The sequence below is a fragment of the Ensifer sp. ENS10 genome (assembly GCF_014852025.1).
In the GTDB taxonomy this organism is placed as follows: domain Bacteria; phylum Pseudomonadota; class Alphaproteobacteria; order Rhizobiales; family Rhizobiaceae; genus Ensifer.
This window is the reverse complement of sequence record NZ_JACVAS010000002.1, coordinates 261,928-280,961: the sequence shown is the minus strand read 5'-3', so window position 1 is coordinate 280,961 and position 19,034 is coordinate 261,928. Positions and strand designations below refer to the sequence as shown.

Genomic DNA, 19,034 nt, shown 5'->3' with positions numbered 1-19,034 from the left:
ATTCAATCTTTATATGCACGCCGTAATCGGTAGTGTACCTGATAGATTTGACAATTTACAGTCGGAATTGGGTGGAGGTTTTTGCGGTGTCGTTTGTCAAAATTAGCAATGAGCAACATGATGCATTTGTGTCGTCCCTTAAGGCAGGTCAGTATAATTTGCTATTGGGTGCCGGTGTTAGCCTTGATTCCGAAAATAGTATCGGGAAGCTGCCGTCTGGAACCACTCTTCGCGACGAATTATGTGATTTGAAGGGTGTTTCGAAGAACAAATCTCTTCAAAAAGTTTTCGCACTTCTCAGTGAATCCGAAGTTGATCAATACATTACAAAAAGGTTCTCTGGATGCACCGCAGGCGCGACGCTATCGACTCTCTCAACGTTCGTTTGGCGCCGAGCATTTACTTGGAATATCGATGACGCGTTGGAGGCAGCTTATCGATTAAAAGGTGCGAAGCAGAAACTTGTGACAGCACATTTTCGCGACGACTACAACGATGAGCGGGTTCTTTCCGATTTGCTTCTGGTCAAGCTACATGGCTCTGTGACGCACGCTTCGAAAGGTTACGTCTTTGCACGGGACGAATACATACAAGTAATGAAAGAGAACAGTCCTTGGATGACTGTTCTCTCGCAGTTTCTCACTAACGGAATCCAGAAATATTCTTCCCGAAAAGATAACTGGTGCAGAAGCTCTGGCATTCTATTCCGATTTCGAGTTGGTTCCGTCGAGCCAAAGGCCCCAGGAATCCGCGTCGAGGTTCTTCTACGGGCACGCTCCAGAATGGTCGGATTTTGAATCTGGGTTTGATGTCAGTCGCTCGATAACATCCTCCATTATTAATGATGTCGAAAATCTGCTAAATAATACAGTAGAAGAGAGCAGAATTATTATTCTGACAGATGAGCCTGGCACCGGAAAGACAACTGTCGTCAGAAGAGTTGCTTTTGAGATATCTAGAAGAGGAATTCACACCCTGGTGTGCTCTGCATTGAGTCGGTTGGAGTATGATAAGACATTAAGCATTGTTGACGGTATAGAAGGTCCACTCTTAATAGTTGTTGATAATTTTGCAGACCAAGTGTCCCCGTTTGCTGAAATTGTATCAAAAACTCGGAAAAAAGATCTAGTCGTTCTTGCTTCAGAGAGAGGGTACAGAAATAGATACTTATTTCAGAGCTTGTCCGGCGTCCCTTATCATCGCGCTGCGGCGCTAAAGATGCGTGCGGTCGATGTTGAGGCTATAGTTGAGCGGTATACAGAGTTAGGCATTGTCGGAACGTCACGTGCAATCAGAGATCTAAACGGCTTTATAAAATCAGCCGCTGATGATCCGATGGCGGTTGTATGTTGCAGGGTCCTCAACGACTTCAGGCCGCTCGACAGAATTGCCTTCGACTTGATGGAGGAATGCAACGAAGTTGATCAAAACAGATATCTGATAGCGGCCCTTTCTCAGCATTGTTTCGGCGGTGGCGTTCGTCACGAGATTCTCTCTAGTATTCTCGGATCCCAGGGATACAGAGAGCAGCTTAGCAAAGAGCATGCACTGCCTTTGTCATATTATGACCGTCGTACGAATACGCATGTCGTACCGCAGAATTCTACGATCGCGATGCGTATTCTCGACAATATGTCGAAGCGCGATCCGCGCCGACTTCTGGATATTTTTACTAGGCTCGCAAGTACACTTGCACCACGCGTAAACCGAAAAGCGATTAAACAGCGCAGTTCTGAAGCACGATTGGCGAGCCGCTTATTCGATTTTGACTCTGTGGTCGACGGCATACTGGGAGACTTGGCCCCTGCGTTTTATGAGGCGACCCAAAAAGCGTGGCAGTGGAACTCGCGATACTGGGAGCAGGTGGCGCTCATGAATGTTTCGCGTCACAATAGCTCAGGCGTTCGTGGAATGACTGAATACTTGGACTCGGCAGTCCAAAACGCGAGACATGCTGCGTCCATCGAAAATCATCCGCTGCCACTAACCACACTAAGTAAAATATTGTTTATTCAGATGGTTGTCCCGGGGTACTCGAGAGTAGGCGCATTCAACGAAGCTTTTGACTGTTCAGACCGCGCAATCAAGATTGAAAAAAGCTGGGCGCGGAAGTCGGTGCACCCGTATGTTACCATGTTCCGCGGAGCGCGAGAGTATCTAGAGCGCGGCGGTGTGATGTCGAGCACGCAGATGCAGCGTGTTCGCGACCTTTTGCTCGAAGCAGAGAAACTTTTCCCAAAGGATCATGAGGTTGGGGACAATTTGCGCAATCTTAGAGCTTTGATTTAGCTTGCAGCCGCCCCGGACCGACTATCTTCTGAGCAGAGGGGGTGTCTTGCCGGAGGAGGAGGGCTTCTCCCTCTCTATCCTGCGAGACATCTCCCCACAACGCACTGGGCTCGCCCTTGCTTGGCAGTTTGCCGTCTTCCGAGCGCGGGCACCGAGTCGTTGTCTTTCCTGATTTGCCTACCGCCCCGGCCGTCCCGTCTTGCCCTTCGTCCGGCCCTTCTGCCGCTTCTCGTCCACCGGATCCTCATAGGACCCGACGCCCGGTTTCGCCCGGGTGAGGATCGGTTTATCCGGGACATGGCCGATCACCGGCTTTTCGGTGCGGCCGACAGTCATTTCGTCGAGGGTGTTCCGGCGGAATAGCGATTTGTCCGAGCCGGCGGGTGTCGCGACGTCGCGGCCCATGTCGTCGAGGTCGGGCTTCTGGAAGAGAGACTTTTCGTCCGTGGTCTTGGATCCTCGGCTCGATCCTCGGGTTGAACCCGAGGACGAGGATGACGTCGAGGAGCCGGACCGCTTGCCCCCTTCCTGCGACCTTGCCTCTTCCCGCGCCATCGGGTCGTCCAAGGCGGCCAGTTCGGCGGCCTTGAGGCGTTTGATCTCGTCGCGGAGGCGGGCGGCCTTTTCGAAGTCGAGGTCGGCGGCGGCGTCGCGCATCTGTTTTTCCAGCGCGTTAAGGTGGGCCTGCAGGTTGTTGCCGACGAGGTGGCCGCCGTCGGCGAAGCCCTTGCCGGCGACGCCGGAGATGTCGGCGCGGACGTGGTCCTTCTCGTAGACCGAGTCGAGGATGTCGGAGATCTTCGCCTTTACCGATTCCGGCGTGATGCCGTTGGCCTCGTTGTAGGCCATCTGCTTTTCGCGGCGGCGGCTGGTCTCGTCCATGGCGCGCTGCATCGAGCCGGTGATCTGGTCGGCATAGAGGATGACCTTGCCGTCGACGTTACGGGCAGCGCGGCCGATGGTCTGCACCAGCGAGGTCTCGGAGCGCAGGAAGCCTTCCTTGTCGGCATCGAGAATGGCGACGAAGCCGCATTCGGGAATGTCGAGGCCCTCGCGCAACAGGTTGATGCCGACGAGCACGTCGAAAGCGCCGAGGCGCAGGTCGCGGATGATCTCGATGCGTTCCAGCGTGTCGATGTCGGAGTGCATGTAGCGCACGCGAATGCCCTGTTCGTGCAGGTATTCGGTGAGGTCTTCGGCCATGCGCTTGGTGAGCACGGTGACGAGCGTGCGGTAGCCGGCGGCGGCGGTCTCGCGGATTTCGCCCAAGACGTCGTCGACCTGGGTTTTCGCCGAGCGCACTTCCACCGGCGGGTCGATCAGGCCGGTCGGGCGGATGACCTGTTCGGCAAAGACGCCGCCGGATTGTTCCAGTTCCCAGCTACCGGGCGTCGCCGAAACGGCGATCGTGTCCGGGCGCATCGCGTCCCATTCCTCGAAGCGCAACGGACGGTTGTCCATGCACGAGGGCAGGCGGAAGCCGTATTCGGCCAGTGTCGCCTTGCGGCGGAAGTCGCCGCGATACATGCCGCCGATCTGGCTGACGGAGACGTGGCTCTCGTCGATGAACAGCAGCGCGTTGTCGGGGATATATTCGAACAGCGTCGGCGGCGGCTCGCCGGGGTTGCGGCCGGTGAGGTAGCGCGAATAGTTCTCGATGCCGGCGCAGGAGCCGGTCGCTTCCAGCATCTCGATGTCGTAGCGGGTGCGCTGCTCCAGCCGCTGGGCTTCGAGCAGGCGGCCGCCCTTTTCCAGCTCGGCGAGCCGGTGCACCAGCTCTTCCTTGATCGCCTTGATGGCGCCGTTCAGCGTCGGGCGCGGGGTGACATAGTGCGAGTTGGCGTAGATTTTCACCGACTTCAGGTCGCCGGTCTTCTGGCCGGTCAGCGGGTCGAACTCGGTGATCGCGTCGATCTCGTCGCCGAACATGGAGATGCGCCAGGCGGCATCCTCCAAGTGGGCCGGAAAAATCTCGATGGTATCCCCGCGCACGCGAAAAGAGCCGCGCTGGAAATCCATGTCGCGGCGCTTGTACTGCTGCGCCACCAGGTCGGCGAGCAGTTGCCGCTGGTCGAGCCGGTCGCCGACGCTCATCTGGAAGGTCATGGCGGTATAGGTCTCGACCGAGCCGATACCGTAGATGCACGAGACAGACGCGACGATGATGCAGTCGTCGCGCTCCAGCAGCGAGCGGGTGGCCGAGTGGCGCATGCGGTCGATCTGCTCGTTGATCGAGGATTCCTTCTCGATGAAGGTATCCGAGCGCGGCACGTAGGCTTCCGGCTGGTAGTAGTCGTAGTAGGAGACGAAGTACTCGACCGCGTTGTTGGGAAAGAAGTTCTTGAACTCGGAATAGAGCTGCGCGGCCAGCGTCTTGTTGGGCGCGAGGATGACGGCGGGACGTTGCGTCGCCTCGATTACCTTGGCCATGGTGAAGGTCTTGCCGGAACCGGTGACGCCGAGCAGCACCTGGCTGCGCTCGCCGGAGGTCAGGCCCTCGACCAGATCGGCGATCGCCGTCGGCTGGTCGCCGGCCGGCTCGTAATCGGAGACCATCTGGATCTCGACGCCGCCTTCGGATTTCGGCGGCCGGGCAGGCCGGTGCGGCGTCCAGAGCTTGCCGTCCTTGAACAGCGGGTTGCCGCTTTCGATCAGCGCCGACAGCGCTTCCACCGTGGCGGTGACGCCGGATTTGGCCGTCAGCCTGTCGGCATCCTCCAGCGACACGTCGAGGCCCGCGACCGGGTTGAGGCCGGCGGCGGCGCGGGTCTTCGGATCGGTCGAGCCGCCCATCGACGTGCCGCGCGCGGACTTGCTGCCGACGATCTCGACCTTGCTCTTCTTCCCGGCCTTCTTCGGCTGTGCTTCGTCATCCGCGCCCGCGGCCTTGCGCGCCGCCTTGGAGGCGGCGATCTCTACCGTCTTGCGGTGCTTGCCGGCCTTGGAGGCGATCTGACGCTGGGTTTCGAAAGCGGAGGCTTCCGCATCCGCCTCGAGCTGCTTCACCCAATCCGAGACGTTGCCGCTGAGCGGGGTGCCGGACAAGGGCGCCTGCGGCGCTTCTTCGAAACCGGACGGCGTGGAGGGCTTCGGCGGGGCATTCTTCGGAGCTTTGGTCATGGCGGGGAATATGGCGAGAGTCCGGTCGAAAGAAAAGGGGCGAGTGAGTACAAAAAGGCAACATTTCGCAGTGCTTCGGCGACAACTTTGCACGCGAAACGGCAGGGGCGTGGCGTTGAATTTGCGGACGACTGGGCGCCGAACGAGTGGCAGCGCCACCACTCGGGCCGACGGCCGGGTCACGCTTGCCTCAACCGCGACGAGCCGGACTGGCTCGTTGATATAACTCTTACGGTTGCGATGTGCCGTTACGTTACTCCAATTGGGCGACAAGACATAAATCCCTGCAGCGTGGTAACAATAACACTTTGGAGGGTGCCATGTTCTACTTGCGTGGCGCCGCACTCATCTCGATTTGTGCTGCGTTTTGCCAACCGCTTCCTGTCAGCGCTGCCGAACCTGTCGGTCAGGCGGTGCAGATTCGCACGTCAGTCAGCGGCGCACGCGGTCCGATCGCGGTCAAGGACCCGGTCTACAAGGACGAACGGATTTCGACATCGAAGTCCGGTCTCGGCCAGTTCGTCTTCCAGGATGGCACCAAGCTTGCGGTCGGCTGGGGTTCGTCCGTGGTCATCGACAAATTCGTCTACGATGATGCCAAGTCGGTGAAGAAACTGACGATCATGGCCGCGAAGGGCACGTTCCGCTGGATCAGCGGCAAGTCCGGGCACTCCGCCTATGAAATCGTCACGCCGGCCGGCACGATCGGCGTTCGCGGCACCGCCTTCGATTTTTATGTCGGCCGCGACGGCACCACCGCCGTCGTGCTGCTCAGCGGCGCCGCAAGCTTCTGTGGCGCCGGCGGCTGCCGGCAATTGACGCAGCGTTGCGACTGCGTCGTCGCCAAGCCTGGCGGCGGCATCAGCGATCCGAGAAGAGTCAGTCGCAATACATTGAAATCACTAGGCAATGCGCAAGCCCTTCCTTTCCTCTCCGGTGGGCAACGACTGTCCGGAGCGCTGGGCTGGGCGGGGGGCGGCTGCAGCCTTGCGGCGGTGTTCCAGGAGGATCTCGAACGCCAACCGCGAACTGTGCAACCCCCCGCCGTCGAAGAAAGGCCTCCCGAGGAAAAACCGAAGCCCGAGGAGAGGCCGCACAAGCCGGAGGAGAAACCTCAGAAGCCGGAGGAAAAACCTCAGAAGCCTGTGCAGGAAGAAGGCTACCGCAATCGCCACTGGGAGATGAAACATCCGGATATCCGCGGCGAGGATGCCAACCACAAGGATGTGCTCGAACATGCCAACGACCATCAGAACAAGGGGCATCAGAAGGGGCGCAGTCATCACAATGACTGACGAACCGGCAGGCCGCCTGACGCTCGGTACCTTCCGCGCACGCCGCCGATTGCCTCCAATGGCCACGACTGGGCGAGCGGCCATGACCGCCTAACTCTTACGGTTGCGGCATGGCGTTACCCCGATTGGGCGACAAGACATAAATCCCTGTGACGTGATAACAATAGCACTTTGGAGGGTGCCATGTTCTGCTTGCGTGGTGCCGCACTCATCGCGTTTTGTGCCGTGACATTCAGTCCGACCATCGCCGCCGAACCTGTCGGCCAGGCGGTGCAGATTCGCACGTCAGTCAGCGGCGCACGCGGTCCGATCGCGGTCAAGGACCCGGTCTACAAGGACGAACGGATTTCGACATCGAAGTCCGGTCTCGGCCAGTTCGTCTTCCAGGATGGCACCAAGCTTGCGGTCGGCTGGGGCTCGTCGGTGGTCATCGACAAGTTCGTCTATGACGATGCCAAGTCGGTGAAGAAACTGACGATCATGGCCGCGAAGGGCACGTTCCGCTGGATCAGCGGCAAGTCCGGGCACTCCGCCTATCAAATCGTCACGCCGGCCGGCACGATCGGCGTTCGCGGCACCGCCTTCGATTTTTATGTCGGCCGCGACGGCACCACCGCCGTCGTGCTGCTCAGCGGCGCCGCAAGCTTCTGTGGCGCCGGCGGCTGCCGGCAATTGACGCAGCGTTGCGACTGCGTCGTCGCCAAGCCTGGCGGCGGCATCAGCGATCCGAGAAGAGTCAGTCGCAATACATTGAAATCACTAGGCAATGCGCAAGCCCTTCCTTTCCTCTCCGGTGGGCAACGACTGTCCGGAGCGCTGGGCTGGGCGGGGGGGGGCTGCAGCCTTGCGGCGGTGTTCCAGGAGGATCTCGAACGCCAACCGCAAACTGTGCAACCCCCCGCCGTCGAGCAGCGTCAACCAATACCGCTGATACCCAGGACGCAGCGCCAGGAACAAAGGCAGCGGCAGCAGCAGAGCGGACAGAGCCAGCGGCAGCGGCAGGAGCAGCGCCAGGAACAGGGACAAGGACAGGGTAGCCAACGGCAGGAACAGTCCCAGCGGCAGGAGCAGGAACAAGGGCAGGGCCAGGGCAGCCAACGCCAGGAACAGGAACAGCGGCAGGAACAGTCGCAACAGGGCGGTGGAACGCAGCGCCAGGAACAGAGCCAAAGCCAGAGCCAGACCCAAAGCCAGAATTGAGCGCCGACCGTGTGCGCCGCTGACGGCCTGTCGTTTGCCAACGCTTTCGGCGCAGCGTTCACGATGCGTCGGCAACGACCTGTCGCTAGGCACAAGCGGGCCGGCGCTAAACCAACGACAAATCAAAGCTTTGCGAACGATCCGAGAGCCCAGGTCGAGGCGATGTGCCGGGCGGTCGTCTGCGGCTGAGGTCCGGCACGTTTCACTCCGCCGGGCGCTTGGCGTCTTCGACCGGCGTTTCGGCGAAATGCTCCGATCGGCGCGACATCCGGGCGTAGAAGCCGACCAGGCCCGGTGCCAGGGCGGCAGACTTCAGCTTCGCTGCGTTGATGATGCTGCGGCTCGAGGTCGCGCGCGTGCGTAGCACCGAGACGAGCCGGTCATGCAGCAGCCGCAATTCCGCGAAGGCGGGCGAGGCGGCGAGGTTCTCGTCTCCGGCGACCGCGAAAAGCCGGGTTCGCGTCGTCTTTCCCTTGAGGCCCAGGCTTCCCGCATCCAGCAGCGCGCAATTCGGCAATGCCTCAGCCGTTGCTTCCGACACGAGCACGTCGAAGTTGACGTCCTTGCAGGCCGCTTCGATGCGGGCCGCGATGTTGACGGTGTCGCCGACCGCCGAATAGTTGAAGCGGGTTTCGGCACCCATGTTGCCGACGCAGGCGAGCCCGGTATGGATGCCGATGCCGATGCGCACCTCATGGCCGGAGCCGAAACCGAAGGCGTCTTCGGCATTCAGCCGGGCCAGGGTCTCGCGCATGCCGAGCGCGGCGCGAAGTGCCTTTTGCGGATGGTTGACCACATCGACCGGGGCGTTCCAGAAGGCCATGATGGAATCGCCGATGAACTTGTCGAGCGTGCCCTCATTGGCGAGCACATGGCGGCTCAGCGCGTCGAGCAGCGTGTTGAGGAAGGCGACGACCTCGGTCGGCGTCATGCGCTCGCTCATCTCGGTGAAGCTGCGCACGTCGACGAACATCACCGTCAGCTCGCGGTCGTCGCCGCCAAGGCTCAGCGCATTGCGCGTGTGCTCGATGCGATAGAGCAGCGATGGCGAGAGATAGCGCCCAAAAGCCTGGCGGACCTCGCGTCGTTCGCGATCCGTCACCAGGAAGCGATAGGCGGTGGCGGAGAAATGGGTGATCGAGGCGGCGAGGATCGGCGCCAGCGGATCGACGAGCAGCCCGCCATAGTAGAAGGCGAGCCAGGAGGCTGTGAGCCCCAACACCGTGACCGCGAGGCCGCAGACCAGCGCCACCACGGGGCTGACGAAAGTGGTCAACAGCACGAGCAGCGTGCCGGCCAGTGCGATCGAGAGGATTTCGAGCCCGTCGGCCCAGTCTGGACGCGACAGATAGCGGCCGGAGAGGATCTGCTCGACGATCTGGGCATGGATGGAGACGCCGGGCACGTTCTGCCCGAGCGCGGTGGTGCGCACGTCCTGCAGTCCGGCAGCCGACGTGCCGATGAAGACGATGCTGCCTTCGATCGCGGCGCGAACGTCCGGAGAGGAGGCTTCGTCCGTGAGAACCCGCCGGGCGGAAATGTAGCGCTCCGTCGTGTCCGGCGTGACGTAGAGCCAGAGTTCGCCGGTCGAGGTGAGCGGCACGACGAAGTCGCCGATCTTGACGGCGGTGAGCGTGTTGGCGACGTTGGGTGCTGCGGCGAGCACATAGGTCGAGGCGCCCTGCGCCACGCGCAGCGCCTCCAGGGCGAGGCTCGGGTAGAACTGCTGCCCGTCGCTGAGGAACAGCGGTGCGGCCCGCACCACCGCGGAGGAGGAGCCGGGATTGAGGCTGATATGGCCGAGCCCGGCGGCGTTGGCTTCGAGCTGGGGCCGTAGCGGCGTTGCGGCGTGCAGGCGCGGCGGCGCCTCGGCAGCGGTTTCGCCGGTGAAGGCAAAGCCCGCCTTGACCGACGGCAGGTAACTGCCGTCGTTGGTGAGGCCGAAACCGAGCACGACCGGCTTGTCTTGGATCGCCTGGGCAAAGATCTCGTCATTATCGGGCAGGGTTGCGACGAAGGATGGATCGACGCCGCCGACGTCGCGCACGACCGTGCGCGGCGACAGGCGGTCGGGCTCGGCAAAGAGCACGTCGAAGGCAATCGCTGCCGCGCCCATCTCGGTCAGCCGGTTGGTCAAATTCGCCAGGCGGTCGCGCGGCCAGGGCCATTGGCCGAATTCACGCAGCGACGCCTCGTCGATATCGATCACCTTGACCGGCATGGTCTCGAAGCCGCGCGGCGCGATCCGCTGGTATTCGTCGAAGGTGACGTCGCGCGCCTGCCTCAGAAGCTGCGGATCGTTTGCGCGCAGGACCGTGAAGAACGCCACCACTGTGAGGCCGATGAGAACGCCGAACAGCTGGGCTCGTGTCATGGCGGCCTACGGGACGATGGGCAGGCCCGCCTTGACGAGCCCGTCTTTGAAATGTGCGTGGTCGGCAGGGTCGACATAGCCGGTGAAGAAGCGCCAGTAGCGCGGTAAATCGACAGGCGCGTTGGCGACGGCCTCGGGAACGATCCTGCGGGCTTCCTCGTTGCGGTCGAGCTGGCCAAGGCAGGCGAGCAGAATGACCAGGTTGAAATAGGTGCGGCGCAGGAGCAGCGCCCGTTCGGCGTGACGCAGCGCTTCCTCGTAATTGCCGAGGTGGTAGTGGGCGAGAGCGATGCGGTTGAAGAAGAGGTAGGTCAGCGGATCGTGCGGGCTCAGCCTCAGCGCCTTGTGCAGCGGGTCCAATGCCTCGGCGAAACGGCCGATATAGATGCGCGCCCAACCGAGCGCCATGTGAGCGAGCGCAAAATTGGGGTTGAGATCGATCGCCTGTTGCGCTTCCTGGACCGCGGCATGCGGCCGCCGGGCAGCGAAATTGGCGAGGCACATGACATAGTGGCAATAGGGATCGTGATCCTCGATCACGACGGCGCGCGCAGCCTCCGCCGCCAACTCCGCGCTATCCCGGTCAATGTCGTCGCTGAAGCCGAAATAGCAGCGGGCAAACAGCGAGCGGGCCAGCATCATGTGCGCGCGGCCGAATTCGGGGTCGAGGGCGATCGCGCGGCGTTGCCACTCGATCGCGTCGTCGAAGTGCGCGGCGGAGTCCTGCGCATTATGCAGCAGCGTGCCGCGCATGTGGCATTCGTAGGCGTCGAGATTGTCGCTGCCGCGTAGCAGCGCCCGGCGGTTTTCGCCAATCAGGATCTCCGGCTCGATCGCCGCGACCACATGTTGGGTGATCTCATCCTGGATGGCGAAAATGTCGGCGAATTCGCGCTCGTAGCGCTGCGCCCAGAGATGGATGCCGGTTTCCGCCTCGATCAACTGTCCGGTGACGCGCACGCGCGAGCCTGAGCGGCGCACGCTGCCCTCGACGATGTAGCGCACGCCGAGATCGCGGCCGATCTGTTTGACGTCGACGGCGCGGCCCTTGTAGGCGAAAGAGGAGTTGCGGGCGATGACGAAGAACCAGCGGTAGAGCGACAACGCCGTGATGATGTCCTCGGTCAGACCGTCGGCGAAGAAGTCCTGTTCGGGGTCGCCGGACATGTTGACGAAGGGCAGAACGGCGATCGACGGCTTGTCGGGCAGGGCAAGCGGCATGCCGGGCAGATCCGGCCTCACCGGGTCCTCATGCCAGTCGACGCGGTGCACCGGCACCGGGCGCGGCATGTTCTTGAGCGCGCGATCGCCAAGCCGGTGCATGGGAAACTCCAGCTTGCCGACGATCTGGTCGTGCAACGCACCGGAGATGCAGATGTCGGCCGGTTTCGCCACCTGCTGCAGCCGCGCCGCCACATTCACGCCGTCGCCGAGCAGGTTGCCGCCGTCGACCACGACGTCGCCGAGATTGAGGCCGATGCGGAACTCCATGCGCCGCTCCGGCGCGAGGTCGGCGTTTCTCCGCTGCAGGGTCCGCTGGATGGCGACCGCTGCCCGAACCGCCTGCACTGCACTCTGGAATTCCGCGACAAGGCTATCGCCAGCGGCGCCGAAGATGCGCCCGCCATGCTCGGTCACAAGGCTTGAAATCGTTGCACAATAGGTGGCAAGTGTTGCGAGCGCACCTTCCTCGTCAATCGCGACAAGGCGACTGTAGCCAGCGACATCGGCAGCAAGGATCACGGCGAGCTTCCGTTCCAAGAGGGCAGCCCCTCCCGCGGCATCTGGTCAGAAGGAAAATAAGCGTAACTTAAATTAGAAAAGTCGAGAAGCATAAATTGCCCCGATTTGTGTCCATTGCTGGGCCGGAGGCGCAAATAGACGGTTCGCGTGGCCTCTACGACAGATTGTGTCCGGCGACGCTTCCCGGCGTGCGACGATTGTGCAAGTTTCGCAAAGTCAGAACCGCGCCGTCAGGCGTTCGCCATCCAAGGGCCGCCAATTGATCATCTCCTGCCTGCATACGGCCGACAGCAACGTCGCCGTTTTCGAGAATGCTGCGCGCGAACTCGGACTTTCCTCCGCGAACTTGCGCCATACGGTCCGCGCCGATCTGCTGCGCGCGGCGGAGGAAGCGGGCGGCCTGACCGAGGACATCACGCAGCAGACAGCGGCGGTTCTCTCGGCGCTGGCGGCGAAGGCCGACGCCGTGCTGCTCACCTGCTCGACGCTCGGGCCGAGCGTTGTGAGGGCCGGGTTGGGCACTGCCGTCCCGATCCTGCGCGTCGATGCGGCGCTGGCGGAGAAGGCGGCCGCGACCGGCGGCAAGCTGGTAGTGCTTTGCGCGGTGGAAACGACGGTCGCACCCACTACGGCGCTTTTTGCCGACGCGGCGCGCCGTTCCGGCGCTGTCCTCGAGGTTCGTCTGGTCGAGGGTGCGTGGGCGCTGTTCAAGGCGGGAAGCCGTGACGGCTACCTTGCTGCGATCGCCCGGGCGGCAGAAGCGGCCTATGGGGATGGAGCCTCCATCGTTGCGCTGGCCCAGGCGTCCATGGCTGGCGCCGCCGATCATGTCCGCAACGGACCGCGGCCGCTGTCGAGTCCGGCGGCCGGGCTTGAGCAGGCCATGAATATGATCGCCGACTAGCGATATTCCGTTATCCGGCTAATGATTCTCGGGATTTTGAAGGGCGGCAGCGAACTTCGCGCATCCCCTATGACGGCCTGCGCTGTAGGATGCGGTCACTATGACCCTGATTCGACCCACACGTGAAGACGATACAGCTTTGCTGCCCGACATAGAGCGCTCCTCCGGCGCGCTTTTTCGCACCATCCCCGACCTGGCCTGGATTGCCGACGACGATGTCCAGTCCGCGGAAGCTCATGTCGACTTCCTGCGCACCGGCCTGTCCCTGGTGGCCGTCGACGAGCAGGATCGACCGCTCGGCTTCCTTTGTGCCGCGAGCGCAGAGGGCGCGCTGCACATCTGGCAGCTTGCCGTGTTGGAGGAAAGCCAGGGCCGGGGGCTTGGGCGCGCCATGATGCTGGCTGCGATCGCGCATGCGCGCGCCCGTTCGCTTGCCGCGGTAACGCTGACGACGTTCCGCGATCTCAAATGGAACGAGCACTTCTACCGCACACTCGGCTTCGCTACGCTTGCCGGGGACGAACTCGACGCGCGTCTCGCGCAGATCCTTGCAAACGAGGGCGCTCACGGCATTCCGCCAGAGCGGCGCTGTGCAATGCGCCTGACGCTTGTGTGAGGACGCGCGTCAGCGATCCGCCCGATGCGGCGATGCTGATCTCTGGTCCGGGTTGGGCTTTAGGCCCTCCGGCGCAAGGCCTGGTGCGAAGTGGTTCCTCGCCCTTGGCTTGCCGCTCCAGAGCGCCGTGCGTTCAGATGAACGCACTAGGGTCGCTCTAGCACATTGTTTCTAGAGCATCTTTCCGCTTCAAGTGATTCCACTTGAAGCGGGATGCTCTAGCGCCGGACGCCGACGACCTGGCCCCGGGCGAACTGCGAGACCCTGACGCCGCCGGACTGATTGCCGCCGATCAACTGGGCCGTCGACTTCGACATCGCGGACAGGATGCCGACGTGGTAGCCACGACCGGTGCGCACGACGACAATATCGCCGGCGCGCGCATAGGCGAGCTTCACCGGTGCACCGAACCGAAGCCACGAGCGGGCGAAGCCGAAGCTCTGCGGTGGACTGCGGCCGGACTTGCGGGCAACCATGCCCATGAAATGGCCGCACCAGGGGGTACGTGCCGGGTTGATGCCGAGCGCTGCGCGAAGGGTCTTGTTGTTCTTCACCTCGTGCAGGCCTTTGTATTGCTGCGCCTGGGCAAGCATGCCCGCGCTGGCAAGAGATGGCGATAGGAGCGCGACATAGGCAGCCGCAAGAAACGCCAGGACCTTCATGGTCAGGTCTCCTTGACAAGTTGCTGGGTGCGAACGGTCGGGGCGGCCTGGCGATCGCCGGCATGGCACCCGGTTGCTCAACTGTTTCCAATGTTCCCATGGGAAATTTCAGCGGACATGCGCGTGCCCAGCGTCTGATACGCAGCATCGGCGTGTCGGCGAACCGCGCGCAAGGCGCGGAGCCAACTTCACGGCAACCGCCGTTTCGAAGTGTGGTATTCCCCTGCCTGTCCCGTCGGACAGTCGAGCGACATTGCTCATGCGCCAGTACAAAATTGTGGCAAAACCCGTAAAATATTGGGGCATGACTTGCTAAATGACGGAAAAAATGCCGGTTCGTCGTCGATTCGACACCCTGACCTGCAGAAAATCCCGTATCGGCTCGCTCCGAGGCGTCACTTGAGCCAATGGAAGGCCGGCAGGACTTGCGCCCGGACGGGGCTGCGGGGCATCGTCGGAGCATGATTCGCGCCCCGAGGTTCTCTATGTCCTTCACTCTCTCTCCGGCCTATCTCTGGCCGATTCTTCTGCTCCTGTTTTCCAACGTCTTCATGACCTTCGCCTGGTATGGGCATCTGAAATACACGTCGTCACCGCTCTACATGGCGATCGTGGCAAGCTGGGGCATTGCCTTCTTCGAATATTGCCTGGCGGTGCCGGCCAACCGCATCGGCCATCAGGTCTATTCCGCCGCACAGCTGAAGACGATGCAGGAGGTGATCACGCTTCTGGTCTTTGCCGCCTTCTCAGTTTTCTGGCTGAAGGAGTCGATCGGCTGGAACCATCTGGTCGGTTTCGCCCTGATCGCCTTAGGCGCCTCGTTCATCTTCAAGGGCTAACAGGCGTCCGGCCGCTGTAGCGGTTAAGACCGCTGCAAACAAAAAGGCAGGGCCCAAGCCCTGCCTTTTGCATTGTTAACGGTCTGCAGCGCGTCGCGCTGGCGTCAGACCATGGCTGCCACGGCCGGCGCGACGTGCGGCCAGACCTCGACCCAGCCGCGATAGATCATGTCGAGCGCGACATAGAGGATGATTGCGAGGCCGATATAGGCGATCCAGTGATAACGGTTGAGCAGCCGGGCGATGAAACCGGCTGCCACGCCCATCATCGCAATCGAAAGCGCAAGGCCGATAACCAGGATCGTCGGATGTTCGCGGGCGGCGCCTGCGACGGCCAGCACGTTGTCGAGCGACATCGAGATGTCGGCGATGACGATCTGGATGGCCGCCTGCATGAAGGTTTTCTGGGGCGCGTTGCTGCCAGCGCCGCTTTCGCCTGCCGCGTGCGCTGCCTGCTGCTCGCGGATTTCGCGCCACATCTTCCAGCAGACCCACAGCAGCAAAATGCCACCGGCGAGCAAAAGGCCGATGATTTCCAGGAGCTGGACCGTGACGCTGGCGAGCGCGATGCGCAGCACGGTTGCCGCGATGATGCCGACGAGGATGACCTTCTTGCGCTGCTCCGTCGGCAGCCCGGCCGCGGCAAGGCCGATGACGACGGCGTTGTCGCCGGCGAGAACGAGGTCGATGACGATGACTTGCAGAAGCGCTGCCAGACCGGCGGCGGTAAAGATTTCCATGATGCGACAGTCCCCCGACGTGCCATGATGCGAGATTCAAATATGTCTAACGGATAAAGCATCGCCTCGCCTCGGGATCAAGGGGCGAGGTGCACCCCCAGGCGGAAAACCTCCGCAGACGATCCGATCGACGGTCTCAATCCAGCAGGTCGAAGGCCCGATACATCCAGAGAAGCTGATAGGCGACCGCAGCGACAACGAAGGCGGCATGGAAGCGCCGATTCGCCGTCCAGGCGGCGGCGATACAGAAGAGGATATAGGCGGTGTTGCGAGCGGGGTATTCGAGACCGTAGGAGGCAAAATACTGCTTGCCCTTCAGCGCGGTGTCGACGAGGTCGACGGCAAAGGCAAGCGCGAGGAAACCGAAGAACCAGGCACGGCGCGACATGAAATAGTGTTCGTAGTCGCTATAGTCCTCGAGCGTCGTCGGGAACAGCATCACGCAGAGGAAGAAGAAGACGCAGCAATAGAGGATGACGAACAGGTAGACACTGACGTCGATCACGGCCAGCGAATGCAGGTGGAACTCCCACCACCAGAAATGCACGAGGAAGACGAACATGAACAGGACCCAGCCGAGGTGGATCCAGTAGACGCGCGTCTTGCCGGGGTGCTGCACGAAAAGCGCCAGTCCGCTGAGCAGTCTCGCCAGGCTCAGGCTGACGACCATGCCCATGACGGTGCGGATATGCGGGAAGATTTCCGGGTTGGTCGGAACCTGATCCACGGCCGCCGCTCCTATTCCTCCGCCGGCACCGGCTTGGGCTTGCCGTTTTCGTCGAGCGCGACCATGACGAAGATCGCATCCGTCACTTTTTCCATGCGATGCGAAGAGAGATAGCGCTGGGCCCAGGCCTCGACCTTGAGCGTCATCGAGGTGCGGCCGACCTTGACGACATCGGTATAGATGCAGAGCGTGTCGCCGATCTTGACCGGAAGCGCGAAGGCCATCTCCTTGACTGCCGCGGTAACCACACGGCCGCGAGCGCGCTCGGCCGCACGGATACCGCAGGAAAGGTCCATCTGTGCCATCACCCAGCCGCCGAAGATATCGCCGGCCGCATTGGCGTCGCCGGGCATGGCGAGCGTGCGCAAGGTCAGCTCGCCGGTCGGTTTGGTCTGTTCGGTCATGCGGCCTGTCTCCCTGTTGGATGAAAGATGTAACCCGACCGCGCTTGCCGAGGGAAGGCCCGCCGCCGCACAAATGCGGGCAGCATCCCGCCGTGCCGCCACCTTAGACTTTCGAAGGGGTTCTTCAGAAATGTCAAATTTAGGGATCGGTTGTTAGGGGCTTTGCAAAGACCTCTACCTAACCTGCAGGCTCTTGGAGTGCGGCCGGCCATGCCGGCGGCGGCCAGGTTGCGACGGGGCGGCGCCGGGGGCGCCGAAGGGGCAGGGGATTGGCAATGAAGAAATTCAGGATCTCGGCGCGTCTCTACGCGCTGGTGGCATTTGCGCTTTTGACCATGGCAGCAGCGCTGACATTCGGTCTGTTTCAGGCGCAGGACAAGCTCGTCGGCGAGCGCAAGGCGATGCTCGCGGCAATGGACGAGAACGCGATCGCGGTGTTCGACGCCTATCACAAGCAGGAGGTGGCCGGCACGCTTTCGCGTGAGGAGGCGCAGAAGCGCGCGCTCGAGGCAATCAAGGCGATGCGCTACCAGGGCAACGGCTATTTCTGGGTCAACGACATGCATCCGACCATGGTGATGCATCCGATCAAGCCCGAGTTGGACGGCAAAGACCTCACTGAAAACAAGGATCCCAACGGCAAGCACCTCTTCGTCGAGTTCGTAAAGACTGTCGAAAAGAGCGGCCAGGGCTTCGTCGACTATTATTGGCCGAAGCCGGGCGCTGACGCGCCGGTGCTGAAATATTCGCACGTTGCCGGCTTCAAGCCCTGGGGCTGGGTGGTCGGTACCGGCGTCTATGCCGACGACCTAGCGGCGATGTTCCGTGAGCGCGCCTGGCAGGTCGCCGGCATCCTCGCCGCCGCCGCACTCGCCATTCTGATGGCGGCGCTTGCGATCGTGCGCAGCGTCGTCAAGCCGGTCGAGAAGCTGAAGGCGTCGATGCGGGCGATCGCCGATGAGGATCTTTCGTCCGAGGTGCCGGAGACGGACCGCGGCGACGAGATCGGCCAGATGGCCAAGGTGCTGGTGGTGCTGCGCGATTCCGTTCGCGAACGGCTGGAACTGCGTTCACGCGAGGCCGAGCAGCAGGAGCGGCTGAGTTCCGAGCGGCGCGGCAACGAGCAGCGCCAGCGGGCAACGGCGGAAGCGCAAGCGGATGCGATGGAGACCGTCGGTGCCGCGCTCGAGCTCTTGGCAAGCGGCGACCTGACCGCCGAGATCGGCCATATCGCGCCGGAATACGGCAAGCTGAGAGAGGACTTCAACACGGCCGTCGCGGCGCTTCGCGATGTCATCGGCTCCATCTCGCACTCGACCGAGATCGTCACTGCCAGTGCCGGCGACATTTCGGAAGCGGCGAACAATCTCTCGCGCCGGACGGAGCAGCAGGCAGCGGCCCTCGAAGAGACGGCGGCAGCACTTGACGAGATCACCTCGACGGTCCGCCACGCTTCCGAGCGGGCGAACGAGGCGCGCGACATGGTCAACGAGACCAAGGCGAGCGCTGCCAAGTCCGGCGGCATCGTGCGCAATGCCATCGACGCCATGGGGCGGATCGAAGGCTCGTCCGGCCGGATCGGCCAGATCATCGGGGTGATCGACGAGATCGCCTTCCAGACGAACCTGCTGGCGCTCAATGCCGGCGTCGAGGCAGCGCGCGCCGGTGAGGCCGGCCGTGGCTTTGCCGTCGTCGCGCAGGAGGTGCGTGAGTTGGCGCAGCGCTCGGCGGGTGCCGCCAAGGAGATCAAGGAACTGATCGGCGCCTCGGTGCGCGAGGTCGGTGCCGGTGTTCAGCTGGTCCGGTCGACCGGCGAAGCGCTGACGGAGATCGAGACGCTGGTCAATCGGGTCAACGAGCAGGTGGCCTCGATCGCGACCGCCGCACGCGAGCAGGCGACCGGCTTGCAGGAGGTCAATGTCGCCGTCAACAGCATGGACCAGATGACCCAGCAGAACGCCGCGATGGTCGAGGAAACGACTGCCGCAAGCCAGACGCTGGCTGCCGAGAGCCGGGAACTGAAGTCGTTGCTGACGAAGTTCCGGCTGCAGTCCTCGGCATCGCATTCGGCTTACGGCCGCGCCGCCTGATCGCTATAGTCTGGAATCGCACAAGGCCCGC

At 62.2% G+C, this 19,034-nt stretch carries 15 protein-coding genes; 8 read left to right on the top strand and 7 right to left on the bottom strand.

Translation table 11 applies throughout. The features are described 5' to 3' along the window. Nucleotides 1-86: 86 nt before the first annotated feature. Nucleotides 87-797 (top strand): SIR2 family protein, encoded by a 711-nt coding sequence (locus tag IB265_RS36610; RefSeq protein ID WP_162261327.1) that lies wholly within the window; start codon nt 87-89, stop codon nt 795-797. Beyond that, a complete protein-coding gene (locus tag IB265_RS08265; RefSeq protein WP_192494749.1) occupies nt 718-2,289 on the top strand; it encodes an ATP-binding protein in 1,572 nt (523 codons plus the stop codon). The genes IB265_RS36610 and IB265_RS08265 overlap by 80 nt, the downstream gene beginning before the upstream one ends. Before the next feature lie 177 nt (nt 2,290-2,466). Here the strand turns inward: IB265_RS08265 and uvrB are convergent, their stop codons facing one another. Continuing rightward, on the bottom strand, nt 2,467-5,409 hold the full coding sequence (uvrB, locus tag IB265_RS08260; RefSeq protein ID WP_113737670.1) for an excinuclease ABC subunit UvrB: 2,943 nt from the start codon (nt 5,407-5,409) through the stop codon (nt 2,467-2,469). A 320-nt stretch (nt 5,410-5,729) separates the two neighbouring features. Between uvrB and IB265_RS08255 the strand changes: the two genes are divergently transcribed. Next, the gene (locus tag IB265_RS08255; RefSeq protein WP_058324037.1) at nt 5,730-6,704 is read left to right on the top strand and encodes a FecR domain-containing protein; all 975 of its coding nucleotides are present in this window, start codon (nt 5,730-5,732) and stop codon (nt 6,702-6,704) included. Nucleotides 6,705-6,887: 183 nt separating this feature from the next. Then, the gene (locus tag IB265_RS08250; protein WP_058324038.1) at nt 6,888-7,904 is read left to right on the top strand and encodes a FecR domain-containing protein; all 1,017 of its coding nucleotides are present in this window, start codon (nt 6,888-6,890) and stop codon (nt 7,902-7,904) included. Between the two features lie 202 nt (nt 7,905-8,106). Here IB265_RS08250 and IB265_RS08245 read toward each other — a convergent pair whose 3' ends face one another. Together IB265_RS08245 and IB265_RS08240 are read right to left on the bottom strand one after the other, a co-directional pair. Beyond that, on the bottom strand, nt 8,107-10,278 hold the full coding sequence (locus IB265_RS08245; protein WP_192494748.1) for a CHASE2 domain-containing protein: 2,172 nt from the start codon (nt 10,276-10,278) through the stop codon (nt 8,107-8,109). 6 nt (nt 10,279-10,284) lie between these two features. Continuing rightward, nucleotides 10,285-12,039 (bottom strand): adenylate/guanylate cyclase domain-containing protein, encoded by a 1,755-nt coding sequence (locus IB265_RS08240; protein WP_057248810.1) that lies wholly within the window; start codon nt 12,037-12,039, stop codon nt 10,285-10,287. Nucleotides 12,040-12,187: 148 nt separating this feature from the next. Here IB265_RS08240 and IB265_RS08235 point away from each other — a divergent pair, with 148 nt between their 5' ends. After that, complete coding sequence (locus tag IB265_RS08235; protein ID WP_309140265.1) at nt 12,188-12,925, top strand: aspartate/glutamate racemase family protein; 738 nt, start codon at nt 12,188-12,190, stop codon at nt 12,923-12,925. 100 nt (nt 12,926-13,025) lie between these two features. Beyond that, on the top strand, nt 13,026-13,541 hold the full coding sequence (locus IB265_RS08230) for a GNAT family N-acetyltransferase (RefSeq protein ID WP_057248811.1): 516 nt from the start codon (nt 13,026-13,028) through the stop codon (nt 13,539-13,541). A 218-nt stretch (nt 13,542-13,759) separates the two neighbouring features. Here IB265_RS08230 and IB265_RS08225 read toward each other — a convergent pair whose 3' ends face one another. Then, nucleotides 13,760-14,203, bottom strand: a complete 444-nt coding sequence (locus tag IB265_RS08225; protein WP_057248812.1) for a TIGR02594 family protein — start codon at nt 14,201-14,203, stop codon at nt 13,760-13,762. 485 nt (nt 14,204-14,688) lie between these two features. Between IB265_RS08225 and IB265_RS08220 the strand changes: the two genes are divergently transcribed. Then, nucleotides 14,689-15,042, top strand: a complete 354-nt coding sequence (locus IB265_RS08220; protein ID WP_057248813.1) for a DMT family protein — start codon at nt 14,689-14,691, stop codon at nt 15,040-15,042. 104 nt (nt 15,043-15,146) lie between these two features. Here the strand turns inward: IB265_RS08220 and IB265_RS08215 are convergent, their stop codons facing one another. The 3 genes from IB265_RS08215 to IB265_RS08205 form a co-directional block, all read right to left on the bottom strand. Beyond that, on the bottom strand, nt 15,147-15,782 hold the full coding sequence (locus tag IB265_RS08215) for a TerC family protein (RefSeq protein WP_057248814.1): 636 nt from the start codon (nt 15,780-15,782) through the stop codon (nt 15,147-15,149). 136 nt (nt 15,783-15,918) lie between these two features. Continuing rightward, a complete protein-coding gene (locus IB265_RS08210; protein ID WP_210334465.1) occupies nt 15,919-16,452 on the bottom strand; it encodes a hypothetical protein in 534 nt (177 codons plus the stop codon). 68 nt (nt 16,453-16,520) lie between these two features. Further along, a complete protein-coding gene (locus IB265_RS08205; protein ID WP_057248816.1) occupies nt 16,521-16,913 on the bottom strand; it encodes an acyl-CoA thioesterase in 393 nt (130 codons plus the stop codon). A gap of 275 nt (nt 16,914-17,188) precedes the next feature. Between IB265_RS08205 and IB265_RS08200 the strand changes: the two genes are divergently transcribed. Then, entirely contained in the window at nt 17,189-19,003 is a 1,815-nt protein-coding gene (locus IB265_RS08200; protein ID WP_057248817.1) for a methyl-accepting chemotaxis protein, read from the top strand. Nucleotides 19,004-19,034 lie beyond the last annotated feature (31 nt).